Raw genomic sequence first — 22,131 nt, forward strand, 5'->3', positions numbered from 1 at the left:
AGCGCCGCCGCAGCTTTCCTTCACGCGTCCGCGGCACGTCGGGCGGTCGTGCGAAGGAACGGCGTCTGGCATATCCCCATTGGCCGGAAGAGCGACAACAGCCGCACACCGGTTGATCCGACCGGAACGATCAGCCGTATCCCTTCTGGGAAACCGCGCGAACCGACAGCGGAACACCGACAGCCGCGCCCCGCCGGGGGCCGTAAGGAGCCAGGAACCCGTCATGCCCGCACCGCACTTGGCGCTTCCGCCCAACGACCGGGTCCTGTCTCTGTTCACCGGCTGGACCCGGGCGCACTGGGAGGCACTCGCAGACCGGCAGTTGGAGGCGCTGGTCCCCTATGCGACGCCGGGGCTCGCGCAGTACCGGCTGCCGGGCCGGAACTCCTCGGCGGGCGTGGTGGCGGACGGACTCGAGGGTTTCGCCCGGTCGTTCCTGCTGGCCTCCTTCCGGATCGCGGGAGCATCGGGCGAGGTGGATCACCGTCTCGTCGAACGCTACGCGCGGGGTCTGACAGCGGGCACGGACCGTGACAGCGGCGAGGCCTGGCCCGAACTCACCGACTGTTCCCAGCCGATGACCGAGGCGGCCTCGATCGCCATCGGGCTGCACGAGACCCGCCCGTGGATCTGGGACCGGCTCGACGTGGACGTGCAGGAGCGGATCGTCGACTGGCTGTGGGGTTTCGTGGGCCGCCGTACCCGGGACGACAGCGGACGGCTGTGCCAGGTGGTCACCGAGCAGTTCCTGGCCTCCGTCGGAGCGCCGCACCGCCAGGAGGACATCGACGGCGGCCTGGACCGGATCGACGACTGGTATGTCGGCGGCGGCTGGTACAGCGACGGCGACGGCCGTACGTTCGACTACCACGTCGGCTGGGCCCTGCACCTCTATCCGGTGCTGTGGGGCCGGATGGCGGGCGGCGAGGACGGCGGGCGCGGCCGGGTCCACCAGCACCGGCTGGCCCGGTTCCTCGCCTCCTACCCGCACTTCTTCGGGGCGGACGGCGCCCCCGTCCACCAGGGCCGCTCCCTGACGTATCGTTTCGCCGCGACCGCTCCCGTCTGGTTGGGCGCGCTGGCGGAATGCACTCCGCTGGCGCCGGGACTGACCCGGCGGCTTGCCTCGGGCGCGGTGGCGCACTTCGTGGAGCGCGGGGTGCCCGACGAGCGCGGGCTGCTCCCGCTGGGCTGGTACGGCACGTTCCTGCCGGTGACCCAGGCGCACTCGGGGCCCGGATCGCCGTACTGGTCGAGCATGGCCTTCCTGGGGTTGCTGCTGCCGCCGGAGCACGCGGTGTGGACCGCCCGCGAACGCCCGCTGCCCGTCGAGGAGTCGGACCAGTACACGGCGTTGCCTGGGCCGGGCTGGCTGCTGCACGGCACCCGGCACGACGGCATCGTGCGTCTCGTCAACCACGGCAGCGACCACACCCCGATGGAAGGGCCCGCCGGCGACGATCCGCACTACGCCAAGTTCGCCTACTCGACGGCCACCGCACCGGAGGCGGGCGAGGTGGCCTGGCAGCGGAACGTGGACGGTCACCTGGCGCTCCTCGCCCCCGACGGCACGGCGTCGCGTCGGCGCGGAATCCTTCCGCTGCACTGCTCGGGGCAGGTGGCCGCCTCCTGGCACGAAGCCGAACTCCCCGGCGTGGAAGGGGAGTTCCGGGTCGAGTCGACGAGCGTGCTGCACGGCTCCTGGGAGATCCGCGTGCACCGTGTCCAAGTGCCCGCCGACGCCGCGGTCCGGGAGGGCGGCTACGCCGTGGCCGACACCGCCCTGCCCGAGGCGGAGCGGGGTGACGGCTGGGCCCTGACCCGTACCGGCTCGGGGCTGACCAGCGTGGTCGTCGCGCTGCACGGCTGGGACGAGGCCACGGGCGTGGCCCGCGAGGTCGACGCGAACGCCTTCGGCCCGCACTCGGCGACGCCGTATCTGCAGCGCGCCGCCGAATCGCCGGGCGCGAGCAGGCTGTTCGTGACCCTGGTCGCGCTGACCCGGGACGCCGTGCATCCGCAGGCCCTGCGCGAGGCGGTGTCGTGCGCGGTGACGGAGGAGGGCCGTGCCCTGATCATGTTCCCGGACGGCGAGACGGTCTCCGTATGACGCTCTCTGACTCTCTGGCTCTCTGTATGACGCTCTCTGTATGACGAGGACGCCCCTCAGAGAGGGGCCTCCCCCGGCGCGAGCTGCCCTACCAGTTCCGCCGCCATCGCCTTGATGGTCTCCAGCCCCGCCCGCCCCCAGGGGCGCGGCTCGAAGTCGGCGACGCACACCGTGCCCAGCGCCATGCCCGCCCTGTCGATGAGCGGCGCCCCCAGGTAGGAGCGGATGCCGAACTCGTCGACGACCGGGTTGCCCGCGAACCGCGGATAGTCACGGACGTCCTCCAGGACGAGCGCCTTGCGCCGGACCACCACATGCGGGCAGAACCCGTGGTCGCGCGGCAGCCGACGGCCCACCAGCGGCTTCACCTCGTCGGAGTCGGCACCGGCGGCACGACCGGAGTCGGTGTCGGCACCGCCCGGGACATGGAGCCCGGCGAAGAACTGCCGCTCCTCGCCGACGAAGTTGACCATCGCGTACGGCGCGCGGACCAGTTCGGCGAGGCGGTCCGCGAAGGCGTCGAGGGCGGGCTCTGGCCGTTCCCCGAAGCCCAGTCCACGCAGTCGTCGGGTGCGGGCCGGGGCCTCGTCGTCCTCGGGAGTCAGCAGCAGACGACCTGCCGGGCGGGGCGGGTCGTAGCTCATGGGCGGGCTCCCTCACTGTGGGCACTGGGTGCGGGGGCGGGCGTGTGGGCGAGCAGATGCCGTACGAGGGTGAGCAGGGTCTGCACCCCCGAACTGGAGATCCGGGCGTCGCAGCGCACGATCGGGATGTCGGGGTCGAGGTCGATGGCGGCGCGCACCTCCTCGGGGTCGTAGCGGTACGAGCCGTCGAACTCGTTGATCGCGACGATGAAGCCGAGGCCACGCTGCTCGAAGAAGTCGACGGCCGCGAAGCAGTCCTCCAGGCGCCGGGTGTCGGCGAGGATCACCGCGCCGAGCGCCCCCTCGGAGAGCTCGTCCCACATGAACCAGAACCTCTCCTGCCCGGGCGTGCCGAACAGATAGAGGACGTGTTCAGGGTCCAGGGTGATGCGGCCGAAGTCCATCGCCACGGTGGTCTCGACCTTGTTCTCGATGCCTTCGAGACTGTCGGTCGAGGCGCTCACCGTGGTGAGCAGTTCCTCCGTGCTGAGCGGCGCGATCTCGCTCACCGCGCCGACGAGGGTCGTCTTGCCGACTCCGAAGCCTCCGGCCACCAGAATCTTCAATGCGGTGGGGAAGGGATCAGAGCTGTCGTCGTAGTCCATCGAGCACTGCCTCCAGAAGAGACCGGTCAGTGGGTTTGTGGTAGAACTCGGGCGGTTTCGTCGTGAGTGCCCCGCAGTCGACGAGGTCGGACAGCAGCACCTTGGTGACCGCCGCCGGCAGTTTCAGCTGGGCGGACACCTCGGCGACCGAGATGGGTTCCCGGCACAGGTCGAGCGCCTGTGCGTGGTCGGGGCCGAGGTAGCCGAGGGGGGTGGCTCCGGTGGCCATCACCTGTGACATGAGGTCGAGGGCGGTGGTCGGCCGGGTCCGGCCGTTGCTGACGGTGTAGGGGCGCACGAGCCTTCCGGCCGCGTCGTCGAGCCAGGGCCCGTCGCCGGCCGCCGTGACACTCAAGGCCTCATCGCCGTAGGTTCGACGGCGGACTGCCGGGGGGCGGTCATCAGGTACGGACGGACGCTCTTGACCAGCATCGCCATCTCGTAGCCGAGGACCGCGGCATCGGCCTCGCGGCCGGCCAGCACGGCGAGACAGGTGCCGGAGCCGGCGGTGGTGACGAACAGCAGGGTCGAGTCGAGTTCGACGACGACCTGCCGCACCTCACCGCCGTCCCCGAACCGGACGCCCGCGCTGCGTCCGAGGGAGTAGAGACCGGAGGCCAGGGCGGCCATGTGGTCGGCGCTGTCCGGGTCGAGTCCGTGCACGGACTTGACGAGTCCGTCGCAGGACAGGAGTACCGCGCTCGTGGTGTGCGGTACTCGCTGGACGAGGCCGCTCATCAGCCAGTCGAGATCGGATACATGGCCGGTCGGCACATCGCTCGCCATGGTGGATCGACTCCTTGGGGTACGAAGGTCTGCGGGAGCGCTGGGGGTGGGGGCAGGGGTGGTGCTGCGGGGGGTGGTCATCCGGCCGGTGCGCTCCCGTCGTGCCGGGCAGTGAGGTCCAGGTCGTGTCCGGGCGCGCGCAGCCGGTGCACCTCGGATATGCGGGACGTGTCCATGGGCGGTACGTCCATGGGGTCCATGGCGGGCGCGGCTGCATCGGTGCGGCCCGCGTCCTCGGCCGACGGGGGGATCGACACCGGCTGCGGGCGCGCTGCCTCCGGCACGGCCGGGTACGTGGGCTCCGCGTACGCAGGCTCCGGGTACGTCGGTTCCGAGGGTGCCGGTCGCCCGGCCGGTGCCTGGGCGTGCGCCGACTCCCCGTACTCCGCCTCGTACGCCCGTTCCATCGCCGCCACGGCCGGGTCCGTGTAGTCCGACTCCAGCTGGCGCGCCTCGGCGAGCCCGATGCCGCGCTGGAAGGCGGCCATGAGTCCGGGGTCGTGCTCGACGTGTTCGCTCTCCGGGCGGGGGGCCGCCGGGCCGCCGCGCAGTTGGGGCGCGATGTGTTCCTGGGCGCGGCGGCGGGGCAGTTGGGGCTTGCCCATGGTGCCGCGCACCGCGCTGTTACGGGGGGTGGGCGGCGCGGCCACGTTCTCCGCGACGGTCCGCCGGTCGTCGGGCCGGACGCCGGGCATCGCCTCCGCGGGGTTGGGCCGCTCGGCACGGGCCCCGCGTACGGGCAGCGGTGCCGGGCCCCGGCCGTTCGGCACCGGTGCGGTGGGCCGGGGTGTCTCCGGGCGCAGCCGTGTCGAGCCGCCGGACGGCGTGCCGGGGCCGGGAGTCGGGGGGCGTCCCTCGTGGCCGGCGGCCGACGGACGCTGCCGGGGCGGCTCGGCCACCCTCCGCATGCTCCCCGTCTCCTGGGTCCGGGCCTGGACGGGAGCCGGGGGCTGAGCCGTCGCCTGCGGCCGCGACTGGACCACGCCCACGACTCCGCCGGGTCGCGTGTCCGTGCCCAACAGCCCCTGCGGTACGACGAGTACGGCCTGCACACCGCCGTAGATGTTGGTCTGGAGGCGGACGTGGATGCCGTGCCGTCGGGCGAGCTGGGAGACCACGAAGAGTCCGATGCGACCGTCCTGGAGCAGGCTGGCGACGTTGACCTGGTCGGGGTCGGTGAGCAGCGCGTTCATCTTGTGCTGTTCGTCCACGGGCATACCGAGGCCGCGGTCCTCGACCTCGATGGCGAGCCCCGAGGTCACGAGGTTGGCACGCAGCAGCACCTGGGTGTGCGGGGCGGAGAACACCGTGGCGTTCTCGACGAGTTCGGCGAGCAGGTGGATGACGTCGGCGACGGCGTGTCCGCGCAGGGTGCCGTCGATCGGGGGCACGAGCTTGACCCGCGAGTACTGCTCGACCTCCGCGATGGCCGAGCGGAGCACCTCCGTCATGGAGACCGGGTTGCTCCACTGGCGGCGGGAGACCGCCCCGCCGAGGACGGCCAGGTTCTCGGCGTGCCGGCGGATGCGGGTGGCGAGGTGGTCGACGTGGAAGAGACCCTTGAGCAGGTCGGGGTCCTCGATCTCGTGTTCGAGCTCGTCGAGGATGGAGATCTCGCGGTGCACGAGCGACTGGAGGCGCCGGGCGAGGTTGACGAAGACCTCGACCTTCTGTTCGCTGCCCGCCTGGCTGGAGAGCTGCGAGGCCTGGACGACCGCGATGACGGCGCTGTCGTGGGCGCGCGCGAGATCGGCGCCGAGGAGTTCGAAGTCGTCGGCGTCGGCGGCGGGTGCGCCCCGCGCCTTACGGGCCGGCGGTGGGTCGCCGCGCCGCAGCCCCTCGACGAGGGCCCGCAGTTCCACCTCGGCGCGGGCGCTGGTGCGGCGCAGGGCGCCGAGACGTTCGTGCACGGATCTGGCGGTGCGGTCGGCGGCCACCAGGGCGATGACGACACCCCCGACGGCCACCCCGACCGCCCCGGTGAGCACGGCGAACAGGGCGAGCGTGGGCCGCACCCCGGTGGAGCGGACGATGAACAGGACGGCCGCGCAGGCGCTGAGGCCGACCGCGAGGGGCGGCAGCACGGCGAGCCGCATGAGCTGGGGCCGTATCTGGGTCTCGGGCAGCGAGGGGACGGTACGGGCGACCGGCCGACCGTGCCGCCCGCCCTCACGGCGGTCTGCTCGGGGTGCCGGTGCTCGGAGGTGAGACATCTTCGTCCTCGTACTGGTGCGTCGGGACCTGGGGACCGCGCGTCTGCGCGACTCGGGCGTGCGCCATCACGGTGCCGGTCGAGAGCCGAAAATAACGGCCCTGTGTTGCCCGGCGGCCACTCACAGTAGTCGGCAACGCATCACGTGCGGTGGGCAGTTGACAAACTCCCCCGACCGGGGTCCCGCTCTGGTATGGCACCTCGCACGGCAGACCGATAAGCCTTTCGGACCTACGTTCCCGCACCCCACCGAATCGATCAGAGCTGGTCGGAACCGGTCACGAACAGACGGCGAGGGCCGGGGAGTCACCTGCTCCCCGGCCCTCGCCGTCCGTACGGTTGTGCGTCCGTCGCCCGTTTTCGCCCGTCGCCGTCAGCCCGCGGAAACCGGCTTGGGCTCTCCGCTGCCGTCGGCAGTTCCGCCCTGAATGTCACCGGCCGTGTCGGTCCGGGGGTCGCCCACATCAGCCGTACGAGTGATATCGGCCGCACGAGGGCCATCGGCAGCCCCGTCGGCGCCGACCGCCGGCCAGCCGCCCGCCGGGATCACGGCCACACCCCGCCACCAGGGCTCCGAGGGGACGGCTTCGGCGGCGGGTTCGAAGGGCTCCCCCGGGTGGGGCAGCGCGATCCGCGCGTCCGCCGCGCGGGCTGCGGCGATCGTGCCCTCGCCGGGGTCCGACCACGCGTGCGCCGCCAGGTTGAAGGTGCCCCAGTGGATCGGCAGCATCAGACCGCCTGCCGCCCCGCCCTGGAGGTCGAGGTGGGCACGCATGCCCTCCTCCGGGCTCATGTGAATGTCCGGCCAGAACTCGCTGTAGGCCCCGATCTGGATCATCGTGGCGTCGAACGGACCATGGTCGGCGCCGATGTCCCGGAAGCCTTCGAAGTACCCCGTGTCACCGCTGTGGTAGACGCGGTGCTCCGCACCGGCGACGACCCACGAGGCCCAGAGGGTGTGCTGGGTGTTGCGCAGGCCGCGGCCGCAGAAGTGGCGGGCCGGGGTGGCGGTCAGGGTCAGGCCGCCGACCTTCGTGGACTCGTGCCAGTCCAGCTCGCGCAGCCGGTCGGCCGGGACGCCCCAGCGCTCCAGGTGGGCACCGACACCGAGCGGCACCGCGAACAGCGTGTCCGTGTCGGCCAGCTCCAGAATCGTGGGCATGTCCAGGTGGTCGTAGTGGTCGTGCGAGATGACGACGACGTCGACCGGGCCGAGCGCGGCCAGCGGCAGGGGCACCGGATGCAGCCGCTTGGGCCCGGCGAAGGCGAACGGCGAACAGCGCTCGCCCCAGACGGGGTCGAAGAGCACGCGCTGTCCGTCGATCTCGGTGAGCACGCTGGAGTGGCCCATCCAGGTCAGTCGGAGACCGCTGGCCGGGGGCTTGGCGAGGTCGGCGAGGGTCGTGGCGTGCACCGGCACCGTCCCGGCCGGGGCGCGGCGGACGCGGTCCTCCTTGCGCAGGGAGGCCTTGGCGAACTCGAGCATCGCGCCGTCTGGACGTGGGGTGCCCGGCGGGTTCTGGAAGACACCGTTCGCGAAGTGCGGCGATCTGCGGATCCGCGCCAGGCGCTCCCCACTCGGGTCCGCACCGAAGGCGGCGGGCCGCAGCGCACGCAGCCTCAAGTTCGGAGAGGGGAATCCGGTCACGGTACCTCCAGGTGGAGTCGGTCAGGCATTCCATTATGGTCGCCCCCTCCGACCGTCCGGCGTCGTGCGTGTGTCGACCGGGTTTTTCCAAGGAAAGACCAAAGTTCCGGACGTACCCGGAGCGTGTGGGGGCGATGGCGTACGGCGACACACAACTGAATGGCGAGTCAGTATATTGCCCTCATGGCAACCCTCCAGGGCGCTCCCCTGCTCTCCCTCACCTGGACCGATCACCTCACCGGCCGCCAGGGCTTCCTCGTCGTGGACAGGCTGGTGCGAGGCGTGTCCAGCGGCGGGCTGCGGATGCGCGCGGGCTGCACCCTGGACGAGGTCGCGGGGCTGGCCCGGGGCATGACCATGAAGGAGGCCCTGCACTACAGCCCCGAGGGCCGATACATCCCGCTGGGCGGCGCCAAGGGCGGTGTCGACTGCGACCCCCAGGACCCGGCGGCGTACGGCCTGCTGGTGCGCTACCTGCGCGCGATGCGGCCGTACGTCGAGAGCATCTGGACCACGGGCGAGGACCTGGGCCTCACCCAGGACCTCGTCGACCGGGCGGCTGTTGAGGCCGGGCTCGTGTCGTCGATCCAGGCCGTCTATCCGCTGCTGGACGACGAGACGGTGGCCCGCGAGCGGCTCGCCGACGCCTTCAAGGCCGAGGTGGACGGCATCGGGCTCGATGAGCTGGTCGGCGGCTGCGGGGTCGCGGAGTCCGTGCTCGCGGCGCTCGACCGGGCCTCGGTGCCGTACGCCGGGACCCGGGTCGCCGTACAGGGGCTCGGCACGATGGGCGGGGCCACGGCCCGCTTCCTCACGCGCGCGGGGCTCACGGTGGTGGCCGTCGCCGACGTCAAGGGCACGATCGCCAACCCGGCGGGCCTCGACGTCGAGGCGCTGCTCACGGCCCGGGACACGTACGGCACCGTGGACCGCGCGGCGCTGCGCCCCGACGACCGCGAACTGCCGGGCGAGGCCTGGCTGTCCGTGGACGCGGAGGTGCTGGTGCCGGCGGCGGTCTCGTACGCCGTCGACACCGGGAACCAGGAGGTGATCACCGCGCGCTGGATCGCCGAGGCCGCCAACATGCCCGTGCTGCCCGTGGCCGAGGCGTTGCTCGCCGCGCGCGGCATCGTCGTCCTGCCGGACGTGGTCGTCAACTCCGGGACGAACGCCTGGTGGTGGTGGACGCTGTTCGGGGACATCGGCGCGGACCCGGAGGAGGCGTTCGCTTACACCCGGCGCTCGATGCGGGCCCTGACCGACCAGGTGCTCGCGCGCGCGGAGGCCGACGGGACGACTCCGCGGGCGGCGGCGCACGCCATCGCCGAGGACCGGCTGCCGGTGATCGCGGAGCGGTTCGGGTGGTACCGGTGACCGTGTCCGGCAGGGGGCGCCACCCCCGCGAACCGGCCGTATCGGCGGGGATTGACGGGGTTGCCCCGTCATCGTGTCCGGTGGCGGATTAGTGTGGACGCGTGGCAAGGGTGCGGTTGAACGTGGCCGAGCGGCGCGAGGAGTTGTTGCGGGCCGCCATCGAACAGATCGAGGCGCGAGGCGTGGCCGCGGTCAGGATCGCCGACGTGGCCGCCGTTCTCGGGGTGAGCAACGCGCTGGTGCTGTACCACTTCTCCACCAAGGAGAAGTTGGTCGCTGCCGCGTTCCGGTACGCGGCCGAGGCCGACCTCACACACCTGGGCAAGCTTCTCGGACGCCGCTCCTCCGCGCTGCGCCGACTGCGGTCCGCCGTGCGCTGGTACGCGCCGACGGGTCAGGCCAAGGGCTGGCGGCTGTGGATCGAGGGGTGGGCGGTGTCCCTGCGCGACCCGGCGCTGCGGGAGGTCGCCGGCGACCTGGACCGGCGCTGGAAGGCCGCGATCACCGAGGTCATCGCGGAGGGAGTGGCCGCGGGCGAGTTCGAGTGCCCCGACCCCACGGGCACCGCCCTGCGGCTCACGGCCCTGCTGGACGGCCTGGCCGTCCAGATGACGGCGTACGACGGGGTGTCGCGGGCGCGGGCCGAGCAGTGGGTGGACGCTGCGCTGGCCGGGGAACTGGGGGTGGAGCGGGCGGCGTTGACATCCGGTAGGTGAGTTGGTGTGGGCGTTACCTTGGGCTGCCGCCCCCAGACCCCAGCTTCGGCCTGGACGGCCTCGTCCTCAAACGCCGGACGGACTGGAAACCCTCACGCGACCCACTCGATCCGGCTCTTGATGTCCACCGGCGACAGGCTCCCCTTGGCCGTCACATGGTCGCCCGACGACTCGCCGCGCAGGCGTCGGCCGATCCACGGGACCAGGTACTCGCGGGCCCAGTGGACGTCGTCGCGGCGGATCTCGAAGGTGCCTCGCGGAGGCAACGGGGGCCAGGGCTGGTCCGGGTCGGCCGGGATCTCCAGGCCGAGGACCTGTCCCGCGCGCAGCGCCACGCGCGTGTGCCCCTCGGGCGAGAGATGCAGCCGGTCGTGGTCCCAGGCTCTGCGATCCTGGATGGTCTTCAGGGACCACAGGTCGAGCACGGGGCAGCCGTAGCGGTCGGCGATGGCCCGGAGGTGTCCGTTGTACGTGGCGATCTTGCCGCGCATGCGCCTGAGCACCGGGACGTTGCGGGTGTCGAAGCCGGTCGTCACCATGACCGTGCCGACCGCCGAGGTGAGGCCGATCACCGCGCGCTCGAAGCGCTCCGCGACCTCGTCCGGGTCACTGCCGGGCCGGATGATGTCGTTGCCGCCCGCGCAGAAGGAGACCAGGTCAGGGGCCTGTTCCCGGGCGCGCGGAAGCTGTTCGGCCACGATGTGGTCGAGCAGCCTCCCGCGTACCGCGAGGTTCGTGTAGTCGAAGTCGCCCTCGGGGCGCCGGTCCGCGAGCAGTACCGCGAACCGGTCGGCCCAGCCGACGAACGCCCCGTCGGGGCCGGGGTCGCCGACGCCTTCGGTGAAGCTGTCCCCCACCGCCACGTACGACCCGATCACTGCTCTGCCGTCATTCTTCGAATCGTCTGCCACATCGCCCCATGATTCACCTTCCGATGTGAGCTACGCGACCGTAGGAAGGGGTTGACGCGCGGTGAGATAAGCCACTCGTCAAGTGTTGGTCAACCCGGAATAACGCGATGCCGCGACTGGCTGGTGGACCACCGAACCGCGAGACGGGCCGATGGCCAGACCCCGAGCAGGGGGTCCGGCCATCGGCCCGTGTGCTGCGGAGCGTGTGCGCGTCAGCCGACGGCGACGCCCTTCGAGCGGAGGAACGCGACCGGGTCCAGGTCGGAGCCGTAGTCAGGGGTGGTGCGGATCTCGAAGTGCAGGTGCGGTCCGGTCACGTTGCCGGTGGCACCGGAGAGCCCGATCTGCTGACCCGCCGTCACACTCTGGCCTGCCGAGACGGAGAGCTGGGAGAGGTGGGCGTACTGGGCGTAGTAGCCGTCGGCGAGCTGGACGACGACCTGGTTGCCGTACGCACCGCCCCAGCCTGCGGAGACGACGGTGCCGGCACCGACGGCCTTGAGGGAGGTGCCGGTCGGGACGACGAAGTCGACGCCCGTGTGGTAACCGCTGGACCACATGCTGCCCGCCACGCGGTAGGCGGTGCCGACGGTGGCGCCGGCCACGGGGAGGGTGAAGCCACTGGAGGTGCCGGTGTCGGCGGCCTCGGTCGTCGAGGTCTCGGCCGTCGCGCTCTCGGCGGCCGGCCTGGAACTCTCCGTCTGCGTGGACTTCGAGGAGGACGAGGAGTTTTCGGAGGACGAGGAAGGCGAGGAAGGCGAGGAGGTCGACGCGGCCTTCTTGCCGATCGTCAGCTTCAGACCGGGGTGGATCAGGCCCGGGTCGGCGCCGATGGCGGTGCGGTTGTCCGAGTAGAGCTTCTGCCAGCCACCGCTGACGCTCTGCTCCTGGGCGATCTTCGAGAGATAGTCGCCGGCCTGGACCGCGTAGGTCCTGACGCTCGCCTTCTTGGCGGCGGAGGGCGCGGACGCTGCGGCCTTTGCCTCTTTCGCGGAAACGGAATCAGCCGTTACGGACTTGGCCGACTCCGAAAGCGACGACACCGACTGGGTCGCGGACTCCGCCGTGGCCGCATGGGCGCCGGTGGCTCCCAGCAACGGCAGGGCGAGAGCCGCTCCACCGGTTCCGGCCACGGCTATCGAGCGGGTGAATCGCTGGGACTTGGGACGGCGGTGCTTACCCTTCGCGGGCATGACGAATTCCTTCTCCGGCGCCTGCGAGGTGAGCTGTCGGGTGCGGACTGGAGATGTCCGGCCACGCCTGAACGTGACTTAACCCCAAGCCTGTTCCAGAGACCGGAACAGGCGTTCTACCTGTGGGTCCCCCACTCCTGCCGTTCTCGGGTGTTCGATGCGGGCTCCGGGCGGCGGCAGGATTGGGCGTCCGTCCGGATTGGTGGCGAACGTAAGCGACCAGGACGCACCGGAACAAGCCTCAGGTTCCCTGTGTACGGATTTCCTGTGATCCTCCCCGGAATTCCCGGTCACTGTCCGTGAATTCGAGCTCCCTCAGAACCGGGAACTCCCTGAGAACACACCGAAATTACGTGAACATGACGGCGACTCACGGTCACGGATATGACGCTGCTCACGCCTCCGACGCACAGCAATCCTCATTTCCCAGCGAGTTGGAATGAAGGTGCCATAACGGACAGAAGCATCAGAGGTGGCGCAGCCGGAAAACTGCCGCATCGAGGTCGCCCTTCAGCCCGGTCCGCAGGCCGCGATGCGAGAGCACGGCACCTCGATGGATTTCACCCGTTTCACGGCATTCATACGTCGCCGTCGGGTCAAGTCCGCGCAACCGCAGAGCCGGCACCGGTTCGCCATGGTGCTGCGCCTGGAGCCAGGCGAGGACGACGGTCTCGTCCCCGAGCACGTACTGCACCGCGCTAAGTCCGCCGGTCGGCCGCCGCAGCCGGTAGAGGTCGCCGCGCTGCACGACGGGCCGGATCTCCTTGTAGAGCCCCACCCACTCCCCGGCCTCGGCCAGCTCCTCCTCCGCCCACTTCGTGAGGTCACCGCCGACGCCGAGCACCCCGGCCATCGCACTCACAAAACGGAACCGCAACGAGCTGACCCGGTCGTTGAGCTGGGTGTTCGGGCTGTCCGTGACCCAGGCGGCCATGACCCGCGCCGGATGGATCTGACTGAAGCCCTCCTGGATGGCCAGGCGGTCCAGCGGGTCGGTGTTGTCGGAGGTCCACACCTGGTCCGTACGGGCGAGGACCCCGAGGTCGATCCGGCCGCCGCCGCCCGAGCAGGACTCGAAGGCGACGGCCGGGTGGGCCGCCCGCAACCGGTCCAGCAGGGCGTACAGCCCGTGCACGTGGTCGACCCACAGACGCTGCGGGTAGTCCTCACCGGGCCAGCCCGCGTCGGTGAAGCAGCGGTTGAAGTCCCACTTCACGTAGTCGATCGGGGCGCTGGAGAGCATCCCGTCGAGCTGCTCCCAGAGGTACTCGCGGACATCCTCGCGCGCGAGGTTCAGTACGAGCTGATTGCGGAACTCCGTCCGCTTCCGTCCCGGCTGGAACTGCACCCAGTCGGGGTGCGCGCGGTACAGGTCACTGTCGGGGTTGACCATCTCGGGCTCCACCCAGATACCGAACCGCATCCCCAGGGAGTGCACGTACTCGGCGAGCGGCCCCAGGCCCGCCGGGAAGCGGTCCGGGTTGGGCGTCCAGTCGCCGAGGCCGGCCCGGTCGCTGGTGCGGGCCCCGAACCAGCCGTCGTCCACGACGAACAGTTCGACACCGATCGCGGCGGCCCGCCGGGCCAGCGTCCCCTGCTGCTCCTCGGAGATGTCGAACTCCGTGGCTTCCCACGAGTTGTAGAGCACGGGCCGGTCCCGGTCCGCGTCCGGGACGACGAACGCGCGCTGGTACGCGTGCCATGCCCGGCTCGCCCCGCCGTGTCCGCCATCGGTCCACAGCCCCGCGAAGACGGGCGTGGTGAAGGACTCGCCCGCCGCCAGGCGCAACAGGCCCGAGTCGTCGTATCCGGCGCCGCCGGTGATCTGCACGCGCGCGTCGGGCAGTTGGGCGACGGCGATCCGCCAGGACCCGGACCAGCCGAGCGCACAGGCATACACCTCACCGTGCTCCTCGGTCGCGTCGGTGTCGAGCGCCACCCAGGGCAGGTGCTGGTGCCCGGTGTGACCGCGCCGGCTGCCGATGACCTTCTCACCGTAGGTGAGGTCCGCTTTCACGAGCCGGGACTCGGCGGCCCAGCGGCCATGCAACTGGGAGAGGCGCCAGCCGTCGCGCACGGGGAGCGTCCAGGTGGCGGAGTCCGCGCGAAGCAGCTCCAGCGGGCCGGTTCCGGCGGGCCCGTCATGGGCGAGGGTCACCCAGCGCTCCACGACGTCGTGGCGCATCCGGTAGTGCAGCGTGATCGACAGCCCTCCGTCACGGAACCGCAGCCGCAGTTCGTCCCCCTCGTCGCCGCGCCCGGTCTCGTACGCCTCGTAGCGCCACTCGGTGCCCCGGCGCTCGTCGGTCCGCACGGACAGCGCGGGCCGGACGAAGCGGGGGCCGCCCTCGACCGGGTACTCCTCGTGGCCGTCGAGCGGGGCCTCGAAGGGCCAGTACTCCGGCAGGGGACGAACGGCGAGCGCCTCCGCGTCGGCGAGGGCGATCCGCGGACCCCAGTGCAGGTGCAGCAGTTCGTCGTCCTCGGTGAGGTGGACGGCGTAACTGCTGCTGGGCCCCGAGAGAAGCCACGTACGACCGGTTCCGGCAATTTCCAGCATCATGTCCCCACAGATTCGAACAGGCACGCTCAAGCATCAACATCATCAGCGCCACGGCCCCGGACGGCAACGCCTGTGGAAAACTCATTGGCCTGCTCACCCATGTCGTATCGTCGAAGCGCGCCCGTCGACGAGCAGCGTCCGCGGGGCGGTGTGGGAGGGGAGCCCCCGTGACGCAGCAGGTCCCGTCGACCGAGCCCGAACTGGGCGGGGTACGAAACTTCCGTGACGTGGGCGGACTGCCGACGGTGGACGGCCGACGCGTGGCGCACGGGCGACTGTTCCGCAGCGGTCATCTCGCTCACGCGACCGACGAGGACGCGGCGTTTCTGGGCTCCCTCGGGCTGCACACGATCTTCGACTTCCGCAACGCGGCGGACATCGGGCTGGAGGGGCCGGACATCGAGCTGCCGGGCGTGCGCAACGTGAACATCCCGTTGTCCGACCCGGCGCACGGCGCGGAGTTCTGGAAGATGGTCCGGGACGGCGATCTCGACGAACTGCGCAGCCTCCTGGCCGACGGCAAGGGCGAGCAGCGGATGATCAACTCCTACCGGGAGATCGTCCGGGACCGCACCGCCGAACATTCCCGCATGCTCCACGCGCTGGCGGAGGACAGCGTCCCGGCCCTGATGCACTGTGCGGCCGGCAAGGACCGCGCGGGCCTGTCCATCGCGGTGACGCTGCTCGCCGTCGGGGTGGAGCGCGACGCCATCGTGGCCGACTACATGGAGTCGAACGCGCAGCACCGCCGCTACAAGGTGCGTCGCAACGGCTCCGCGGCCAAGGCCTACAGCCCCGAGGTCCTGGAACTGCTCAACCCGCTCTTCGGGACCCGTCCCGATTATCTGAAAGCGGCGATGGAGGCCGTCGAGGAGACCTGGGGCGGCGTCGACAGCTATCTGGAGCAGGGACTGGGCGTCACCCCCGAGATACGGGAGCGGCTGCGGGAGCGGTTCTTGGACTGAGACCGGACCCGCCGTCCGTGACCGCTACTGCTTCGCGCCCACCTCGAACAGCAGGTAGATGAAGCCGGCGAAGAGGTGTCCGACCGCGATGTAGATGATCAGTCGGACCCACAGGGCCCGGGGGAACTTTTCCTCCATGTCGGTCATGGCGTCACTCCAGTGGTCGGGCCGATACAGAGGCCGGCGGTCGGGCTTTGAAGCAGGGTGTGGACGAAGAGCAGGTCGGTGCCGTCGCGGCCGTCGGCGGCGAGGCGGTGCGGGGTCAGCGAGTCGAAGTGCGCGCTGTCACCGGGTGCGAGGACGTGTGCGGTGTCCCCCAGCCGCAGCCGCAGCCGCCCCTTGAGGACGTACAGCCACTCCTCGCCGGGGTGGACGCGCACGATGTCGCCCTGCGCCCCGTGCGGAACATGGACGCGCAGTGCCTGCATGCCGCGTCCGGACGCACCGGCCTGCCAGTAGGACCAGCCGCCCGCGGCTGTCGGCTCCATGTCGGCGGCGCGTACGATCGCGTCCCGGTCGGCGACCGTCTCACCGAGCAGTTCGGAGACCGTCGTACCGTAGACACGGGCGAGTCCGAGCAGCATCGGCAGGGAGGGCTGGCGCTGCCCGGTCTCCAGGCGGGAGAGATGGGCGGGCGACAGTCCGGCCGACCGGGCCGCGGCCTCCAGCGTGAGGGAGGCCCGGCGACGCAGCGCCCGAAGCTGCGGTGCGACGACGGGCAGGTCCTCGACCGGCCCGGACGACTCTTCGGGAAGGCTCATGCCTCCATTCAGCCGCAGTTTTGCCTCTGAGGCAAATATCTTGCCTCAGAGGCAAACCGCGTAAGGGGGTCCGCCCGGCCCCTTTTCCCTGTCGTCCTACCTGTTGGCCACCGCCTGCTTGACCAGCGTCTTCCCGAAGTCCCACATCAGCCCGCCCCCGCTGTGCGCGTCGTCCATCACGGCGGTGAAGGCGTCCACGAAGCGGTCCACTTCCCGCTCGCCGACGATCAGCGGCGGAATCAGCTTGATCACCTCCAGGTGGTCGCCGGAGACCTGCGTCAGGATCCGGTGCCGTTGCAGCAGCGGTACGACGACCATCTGGGCGAACAGCCCCTTGCGGGCGGCCTGAAGCATCGTCCAGCGGCTGCGCAGCTTCAGTGACCTGGGCTTCCCGAACTCGATGCCGATCATCAATCCCCGGCCGCGTACGTCGGCCAGCAGCTCGTACTTGTCGACGAGCGCCGCCAGCCGGGACCTCAACCGGTCCCCCGTGGCCCGGGCGTTGGCGACGATCTGCTCGTTCTCCATGACCGACAGCACGGCGAGGCCCGCCGCCATGGCCTGGGCGTTGCCCCCGAAGCTGGCCGAGTGCACAAGGACGCGGTCGATCGACGAGTACACCTTCTTGAAGATCCACTCCTTGCCGATCGTGGCACCCACGGGCACGTATCCGCCGGACAGCGCCTTCGCCACACACACCAGGTCGGGCTCGACGCCGTCCTCGTGCTGGTAGGCGTAGAAGTCACCGGTCCGCCCGAGACCGGTCTGCACCTCGTCAGCGATCAGCAGCGCCTTGTGCCGGTGCAGCAACTCCTGCGCGGCGCGCAGATATCCGGGAGGCGCCTCGTGCACGCCCTTGCCCTGGATCGGTTCGACGATCAGGGCTGCCACGTCGCCCTTCTTCAACTCCCGTGCCAGGGCGTCGAGATCACCGAGGGGGACGGCGGTGTCGGGCAGCAACGGGGCGAAGCCGTCCCGGAAGCCGTCCTCGCCGTTGACGGAGAGGGACCCGGTGGTCAGGCCGTGGAAGGCGTGCTTGCAGTACAGGACGCGCGGTTTCCCGGTGGCGTACCGGGCGAACTTGAGCGCGGTCTCCACCGCTTCCGTGCCGCTGTTGCCGAAGAACACCCGGTCCAGATGCGGACTGTGGGTGAGGAGCCGCTCCGCGAGCAGTCCGGGCAGCGGCTGGCAGTCGAAGCGGGTGAGGTCGGCGAGCCGGGCGTCGAGGACGTCGTGCAGCGCCTTGCGGACCACGGGGTGATGACGGCCGAGGCCCATCACCCCGAACCCGGCGAGCATGTCGAGGTAGTCGTCGCCGTCCGCGTCCCAGAAGTACGCGCCCTCGGCCCGCTCGTAGACCTTGTCGAAGCCGATGGTGTGCAGCATGCGTGGGAGTTGGTGGTTGAGATGCCTGCTGTGCAGCTCGTAGCGTTCGGCACCGCGCTCGGCCAGCAGCGCGCCGAGGTCGAACTCCCCCGACGGGGACCCGGGTTCAGCGGATGTCATTCCTGTTTCTCCTTGGACTTCCCCTTGGACAGCTCTTCCTTGGTGGCCAGCCCGGCGCTGATCCGTCCGGCGATCTCGACAGGTGTGAGGCCGATGTCGGCGAGCAGCTCACCGCGCTTGGCATGCGCGAGGAACTGTTCCGGAATCCCGAACCGCCGCACAGGTACGTCGACTTCGGCGTCGCCGAGGGCCAGCGCCACAGCGGCTCCGACCCCGGACGCGCGGCTGTTGTCCTCGACGACGGCGACCATGCGATGTCCGGCGGCCAGGCCCGGCAGCGCCGGGTCGACGGGCTTGACCCAACGCGGGTCCACAACCGTGCAGTTGATGCCGCGCCCCACCAGCAGCTCGGCGGCCTGCAGACACACCGGAGCCATCACGCCGACGGCCACCAGCAGCACGTCGGCGGCCTCCTCGGACCGGTGCAGCACATGCATTCCGCCCACATGGCCGACGGCCTCGATCGCCGGCCCCACCGACTCCTTGGGGAACCGGATCAGCGTGGGCGCGTCGTCGACGGCCACCGCCTCCCGGAGCTGGGCGCGGAGCTGGTCGGCGTCACGCGGTGCGGCGATCCTCAGACCGGGCACGACCTGGAGGATGGACAGGTCCCACATCCCGTTGTGCGACGCTCCGTCGACTCCCGTGACACCGGCGCGGTCCAGGACGAACGTCACCCCGCACCGGTGCAGCGCGACATCCATCAGCAACTGGTCGAAGGCACGGTTGAGGAAGGTGGCGTACACGGCGACGACGGGATGCAGACCGCCCGTCGCCAGTCCCGCCGCCGACACCGCCGCGTGCTGCTCGGCGATCCCTACGTCCCACACCCGCTCGGGGAACCGCTCGGCGAACCTACCGAGGCCCACGGGATGCAGCATGGCCGCGGTGATCGCGACGACGTCGTCGCGCTCCTCCCCGATCCTCACGATCTCGTCGCCGAACACCGAGGTCCAGGAAGGCCCGTTGGAAGGCGCGAGCGGCTCGCAGGTCAGCGGATCCATCACACCGACGGTGTGGAAGTGGTCCTCCTCGTGCGAACGCGCGGGCTCGTAGCCGCGCCCCTTCTCCGTCAGGCAGTGGATCAGCACGGGCCCGTGGAAACGCTTCGCGCGCCGCAGCGCGGACTCCACCGCCCCGATGTCGTGCCCGTCGATCGGGCCGACGTACTTCAGCCCCAGGTCCTCGAACATGCCCTGCGGATTGAACGCGTCCTTGAAGCCCTTCTTCGCACCGTGCAGCGACTCGTAGAGGGTGTTGCCGATGAGAGGGGTCCGCAGCAGTACATCCTTGCCCCAGGCCAGCACCTGCTCGTAGCTGTCTGTCGTCCGCAGGGTCGCCAGGTGGTTGGCGAGGCCGCCGATGGTGGGTGAGTAGGAGCGTTCGTTGTCGTTGACGACGATGATCAGGGGCCGGTCCTTGGCCGCCGCGATGTTGTTGAGCGCCTCCCAGGCCATCCCGCCGGTGAGCGCGCCGTCGCCGATGACCGCGACGACATGCCCCTTCCCGCCCTGCACCTGGCGGGCCTTGGCGAGCCCGTCGGCCCAGCCGAGCGCGGTGGACGCGTGGCTGTTCTCGATGATGTCGTGCTCGGACTCCTCGCGCGAGGGATAACCTGAGAGGCCTCCCTTGCCGCGCAGCTTGGAGAAGTCCTGACGTCCCGTCAGAAGTTTGTGTACGTAGCTCTGATGGCCGGTGTCCCACAGGATGCGGTCGGCCGGTGACTCGAAGACCCGGTGGAGCGCGACGGTGAGTTCCACCACCCCCAGATTGGGTCCGAGATGCCCGCCGGTCCTGGCGACCGCGTGCACCAGGAACTCCCGTATCTCGTCGGACAGTTCACCGAGTTCCGCCTCGGACAGCGCCTTCAGGTCGCGTGGTCCCCGGATGTTCTCCAGAATCGTCACGCTCGGGCCCCCTTTTCTTCCGTACTCGCCAGCCCGTGCTGTTCAGCTCACGGTGACCGCCGGTTCCCCCGACGTGACGCCGTCCTGCTCCATCTGTTCGGCGATCTTCATCGCCTCCTCGATCAGGGTCTCCACGATCTTCGACTCGGGCACGGTCTTGATGACCTCGCCCTTCACGAAGATCTGCCCCTTCCCGTTGCCGGAGGCGACCCCGAGGTCCGCCTCCCGTGCCTCGCCGGGGCCGTTGACGACACACCCCATGACCGCGACGCGCAAGGGAACTTCCATGCCCTCCAACCCGGCCGTCACCTGGTCGGCGAGCTTGTAGACGTCGACCTGGGCACGCCCGCAGGACGGACAGGACACGATCTCCAGCCGCCGTTGCCGCAGGTTGAGTGATTCCAGGATCTGGATGCCGACCTTGACCTCCTCGGCGGGCGGCGCCGACAGCGAGACCCGGATGGTGTCCCCGATGCCCTCGCTCAGCAACGCCCCAAAAGCCACAGCCGACTTGATGGTCCCCTGGAAGGCTGGACCGGCCTCGGTGACGCCCAGGTGCAGCGGGTAGTCGCACCGTTCCGCGAGCAACCGGTAGGCGTTGACCATGATGACCGGGTCACTGTGCTTGACCGAGATCTTGATGTCCCTGAAGCCGTGCTCCTCGAACAGCGACGCCTCCCACAGCGCCGACTCGACGAGCGCCTCCGGCGTCGCCTTCCCGTACTTCTGGAGCAGCCTCCGGTCCAGCGAACCGGCGTTGACCCCGATCCGGATCGGCGTGCCGTGGTCCTTGGCAGCGCGCGCGATCTCCTTCACCTGGTCGTCGAACTGCTTGATGTTGCCGGGGTTCACCCGGACCGCCGCGCAGCCGGCCTCGATCGCGGCGAACACGTACTTCGGCTGGAAGTGGATGTCGGCGATCACCGGGATCTGCGACTTGCGGGCGATGGTGGCGAGGGCGTCCGCGTCGTCCTGCGTGGGACACGCGACCCGCACGATCTGGCAGCCGGACGCCGTCAGCTCGGCGATCTGCTGGAGCGTGGCGCCGATGTCCGACGTACGCGTCGTCGTCATCGACTGGACCGACACCGGGGCCCCGCCCCCGACCGCCACCGGCCCGACCTCGATGCGCCGGGAGACCCGGCGCTCGGCGATCGGACGGAGCGGCATCTCGGGGACACCCAGGGAGACGGCGGTCACGACGTCACTCCCGGTTTCCGGCGACGGTCTCGCGCATGGCACGCAGGGACTCCTTGAGGGACCCCATAGTGGCCATGACGGCCGTCGGTTCGTAGCCGCAGTGGGCCATGCAGTTGGCACACCGGTCGTCCTTGCCCCGGCCGTAGGAGTCCCAGTCGGTCTTCTCGATGAGCTCCTTGTACGTCGTCACATACCCGTCGCTCATCAGGTAGCAGGGCTTCTGCCAGCCGAACAGCGAGTAGTTCGGGATCGCCCACGCCGTGCACGGGAAGTCGACCTTGCCCTCCAGGAAGTCCAGGAAGAGCGGGGAGTGGTTGAGCCGCCAGCGCCGGCGGTTGCCGCCGCCGAAAGCTTTCTTGAACAGTTCACGGGTCTGCTCGACGCCGAGGAAGTGCTCCTGGTCGGGAGCCTTCTCGTAGGCGTAGGCGGGCGAGATCATCATCTCGTCGACCTGGAGGTCGTCGTTGAGGAAGTCGAGCACCTCGATGATGGTCTGCGGGGTGTCGGTGTTGAAGAAGGTCGAGTTGGTGGTGACCCGGAAGCCGCGCTTCTTGGCCTCCTTGATGGCGGCCACGGCCTCGTCGAACACCCCCTCCTTCGCGACGGACTCGTCGTGCCGCGCACGCAGTCCGTCGATGTGCACGGCGAACGCGAAGTACGGCGAGGGCGTGAACCTGTCCATCTTCTTGCGCAGCAGCATGGCGTTGGTGCAGAGGAAGACGTACTTCTTCTTCGCCACCAACTGCCGCACGATCTCGTCGATATGAGGGTGCATCAGGGGTTCGCCGCCGGCGATGGACACCATCGGGGCCCCGGATTCGAGGACCGCTCCGACGGCCTGGGCGACCGGCATGCGCTGCTTGAGCACACCGGCCGGATGCTGGATCTTCCCGCAGCCCTCACACTTGAGGTTGCAGGCGTAGAGCGGCTCCAGTTCGACGATCAGCGGGAACTTGTCCCGCTTACGGATTTTCTGTTCGGCCAAATACGTAGCGATCTTGATGGATTGACGGAGCGGCATGACCATCTG

19 protein-coding genes and 1 riboswitch are annotated in these 22,131 nt (G+C 70.2%); of the genes, 4 read left to right on the forward strand and 15 right to left on the reverse strand.

Translation table 11 applies throughout. The annotated features are described in order from the left end of the window. The first annotated feature begins 223 nt into the window (after window positions 1-223). Window positions 224-2,110 carry a DUF2264 domain-containing protein gene (locus IEY89_RS04670; RefSeq protein WP_189145954.1) on the forward strand — a complete coding sequence of 629 codons (1,887 nt, stop codon included), beginning with the start codon at window positions 224-226 and terminating at the stop codon, window positions 2,108-2,110. Between the two features lie 56 nt (window positions 2,111-2,166). Here the strand turns inward: IEY89_RS04670 and IEY89_RS04675 are convergent, their stop codons facing one another. The 6 genes from IEY89_RS04675 to IEY89_RS04700 all read right to left on the reverse strand — a co-directional run bounded on the left by IEY89_RS04675 (window position 2,167) and on the right by IEY89_RS04700 (window position 8,005). After that, on the reverse strand, window positions 2,167-2,754 hold the full coding sequence (locus IEY89_RS04675) for a GAF domain-containing protein (RefSeq protein WP_189145955.1): 588 nt from the start codon (window positions 2,752-2,754) through the stop codon (window positions 2,167-2,169). After that, window positions 2,751-3,359, reverse strand: a complete 609-nt coding sequence (locus tag IEY89_RS04680) for a GTP-binding protein (protein WP_189145956.1) — start codon at window positions 3,357-3,359, stop codon at window positions 2,751-2,753. Before IEY89_RS04680 ends, IEY89_RS04675 begins: the two co-directional genes overlap by 4 nt. Continuing rightward, window positions 3,337-3,714 (reverse strand): DUF742 domain-containing protein, encoded by a 378-nt coding sequence (locus IEY89_RS04685; RefSeq protein ID WP_189145957.1) that lies wholly within the window; start codon window positions 3,712-3,714, stop codon window positions 3,337-3,339. The genes IEY89_RS04680 and IEY89_RS04685 overlap by 23 nt, the downstream gene beginning before the upstream one ends. Next, on the reverse strand, window positions 3,711-4,145 hold the full coding sequence (locus IEY89_RS04690) for a roadblock/LC7 domain-containing protein (RefSeq protein ID WP_189145958.1): 435 nt from the start codon (window positions 4,143-4,145) through the stop codon (window positions 3,711-3,713). The genes IEY89_RS04685 and IEY89_RS04690 overlap by 4 nt, the downstream gene beginning before the upstream one ends. Window positions 4,146-4,222: 77 nt before the next feature. Then, window positions 4,223-6,358, reverse strand: a complete 2,136-nt coding sequence (locus IEY89_RS04695) for a sensor histidine kinase (protein WP_189145959.1) — start codon at window positions 6,356-6,358, stop codon at window positions 4,223-4,225. A gap of 372 nt (window positions 6,359-6,730) precedes the next feature. Next, window positions 6,731-8,005, reverse strand: coding sequence for an MBL fold metallo-hydrolase (locus IEY89_RS04700; protein WP_189145960.1), 1,275 nt, complete (start codon window positions 8,003-8,005; stop codon window positions 6,731-6,733). 183 nt (window positions 8,006-8,188) lie between these two features. On the opposite strand from IEY89_RS04700, the gene IEY89_RS04705 reads away from it, so the two are divergent. Further along, on the forward strand, window positions 8,189-9,379 hold the full coding sequence (locus tag IEY89_RS04705) for a glutamate dehydrogenase (protein WP_189145961.1): 1,191 nt from the start codon (window positions 8,189-8,191) through the stop codon (window positions 9,377-9,379). 101 nt (window positions 9,380-9,480) lie between these two features. Beyond that, the gene (locus IEY89_RS04710) at window positions 9,481-10,095 is read left to right on the forward strand and encodes a TetR/AcrR family transcriptional regulator (protein ID WP_189145962.1); all 615 of its coding nucleotides are present in this window, start codon (window positions 9,481-9,483) and stop codon (window positions 10,093-10,095) included. A gap of 92 nt (window positions 10,096-10,187) precedes the next feature. Here IEY89_RS04710 and IEY89_RS04715 read toward each other — a convergent pair whose 3' ends face one another. The 3 genes from IEY89_RS04715 to IEY89_RS04725 all read right to left on the reverse strand — a co-directional run bounded on the left by IEY89_RS04715 (window position 10,188) and on the right by IEY89_RS04725 (window position 14,759). Further along, a complete protein-coding gene (locus IEY89_RS04715) occupies window positions 10,188-10,973 on the reverse strand; it encodes an SGNH/GDSL hydrolase family protein (protein ID WP_189146103.1) in 786 nt (261 codons plus the stop codon). Between the two features lie 245 nt (window positions 10,974-11,218). Next, window positions 11,219-12,199, reverse strand: coding sequence for a M23 family metallopeptidase (locus IEY89_RS04720; protein WP_189145963.1), 981 nt, complete (start codon window positions 12,197-12,199; stop codon window positions 11,219-11,221). 3 nt (window positions 12,200-12,202) lie between these two features. Next, window positions 12,203-12,362, reverse strand: a riboswitch (cyclic di-AMP (ydaO/yuaA leader). A gap of 303 nt (window positions 12,363-12,665) precedes the next feature. Further along, complete coding sequence (locus IEY89_RS04725; protein ID WP_189146104.1) at window positions 12,666-14,759, reverse strand: alpha-galactosidase; 2,094 nt, start codon at window positions 14,757-14,759, stop codon at window positions 12,666-12,668. A gap of 170 nt (window positions 14,760-14,929) precedes the next feature. On the opposite strand from IEY89_RS04725, the gene IEY89_RS04730 reads away from it, so the two are divergent. Then, on the forward strand, window positions 14,930-15,727 hold the full coding sequence (locus IEY89_RS04730; protein ID WP_189145964.1) for a tyrosine-protein phosphatase: 798 nt from the start codon (window positions 14,930-14,932) through the stop codon (window positions 15,725-15,727). 24 nt (window positions 15,728-15,751) lie between these two features. Here IEY89_RS04730 and IEY89_RS04735 read toward each other — a convergent pair whose 3' ends face one another. The 6 genes from IEY89_RS04735 to hpnH all read right to left on the reverse strand — a co-directional run bounded on the left by IEY89_RS04735 (window position 15,752) and on the right by hpnH (window position 22,128). Continuing rightward, entirely contained in the window at window positions 15,752-15,874 is a 123-nt protein-coding gene (locus IEY89_RS04735) for a DUF6126 family protein (protein WP_006377565.1), read from the reverse strand. Continuing rightward, window positions 15,871-16,488, reverse strand: a complete 618-nt coding sequence (locus tag IEY89_RS04740; RefSeq protein ID WP_189145965.1) for a helix-turn-helix domain-containing protein — start codon at window positions 16,486-16,488, stop codon at window positions 15,871-15,873. Before IEY89_RS04740 ends, IEY89_RS04735 begins: the two co-directional genes overlap by 4 nt. 96 nt (window positions 16,489-16,584) lie before the next feature. After that, complete coding sequence (locus IEY89_RS04745; protein ID WP_189145966.1) at window positions 16,585-17,994, reverse strand: aspartate aminotransferase family protein; 1,410 nt, start codon at window positions 17,992-17,994, stop codon at window positions 16,585-16,587. Beyond that, on the reverse strand, window positions 17,991-19,901 hold the full coding sequence (gene dxs, locus IEY89_RS04750) for a 1-deoxy-D-xylulose-5-phosphate synthase (RefSeq protein WP_189145967.1): 1,911 nt from the start codon (window positions 19,899-19,901) through the stop codon (window positions 17,991-17,993). The genes IEY89_RS04745 and dxs overlap by 4 nt, the downstream gene beginning before the upstream one ends. Window positions 19,902-19,943: 42 nt before the next feature. Next, complete coding sequence (ispG, locus tag IEY89_RS04755; protein ID WP_189145968.1) at window positions 19,944-21,101, reverse strand: flavodoxin-dependent (E)-4-hydroxy-3-methylbut-2-enyl-diphosphate synthase; 1,158 nt, start codon at window positions 21,099-21,101, stop codon at window positions 19,944-19,946. A gap of 4 nt (window positions 21,102-21,105) precedes the next feature. Then, on the reverse strand, window positions 21,106-22,128 hold the full coding sequence (gene hpnH / locus IEY89_RS04760) for an adenosyl-hopene transferase HpnH (RefSeq protein ID WP_189145969.1): 1,023 nt from the start codon (window positions 22,126-22,128) through the stop codon (window positions 21,106-21,108). Window positions 22,129-22,131: the final 3 nt, after the last annotated feature.

Source organism: Streptomyces lacrimifluminis (assembly GCF_014646095.1).
In the GTDB taxonomy this organism is placed as follows: Bacteria; Actinomycetota; Actinomycetes; order Streptomycetales; family Streptomycetaceae; genus Streptomyces; species Streptomyces lacrimifluminis.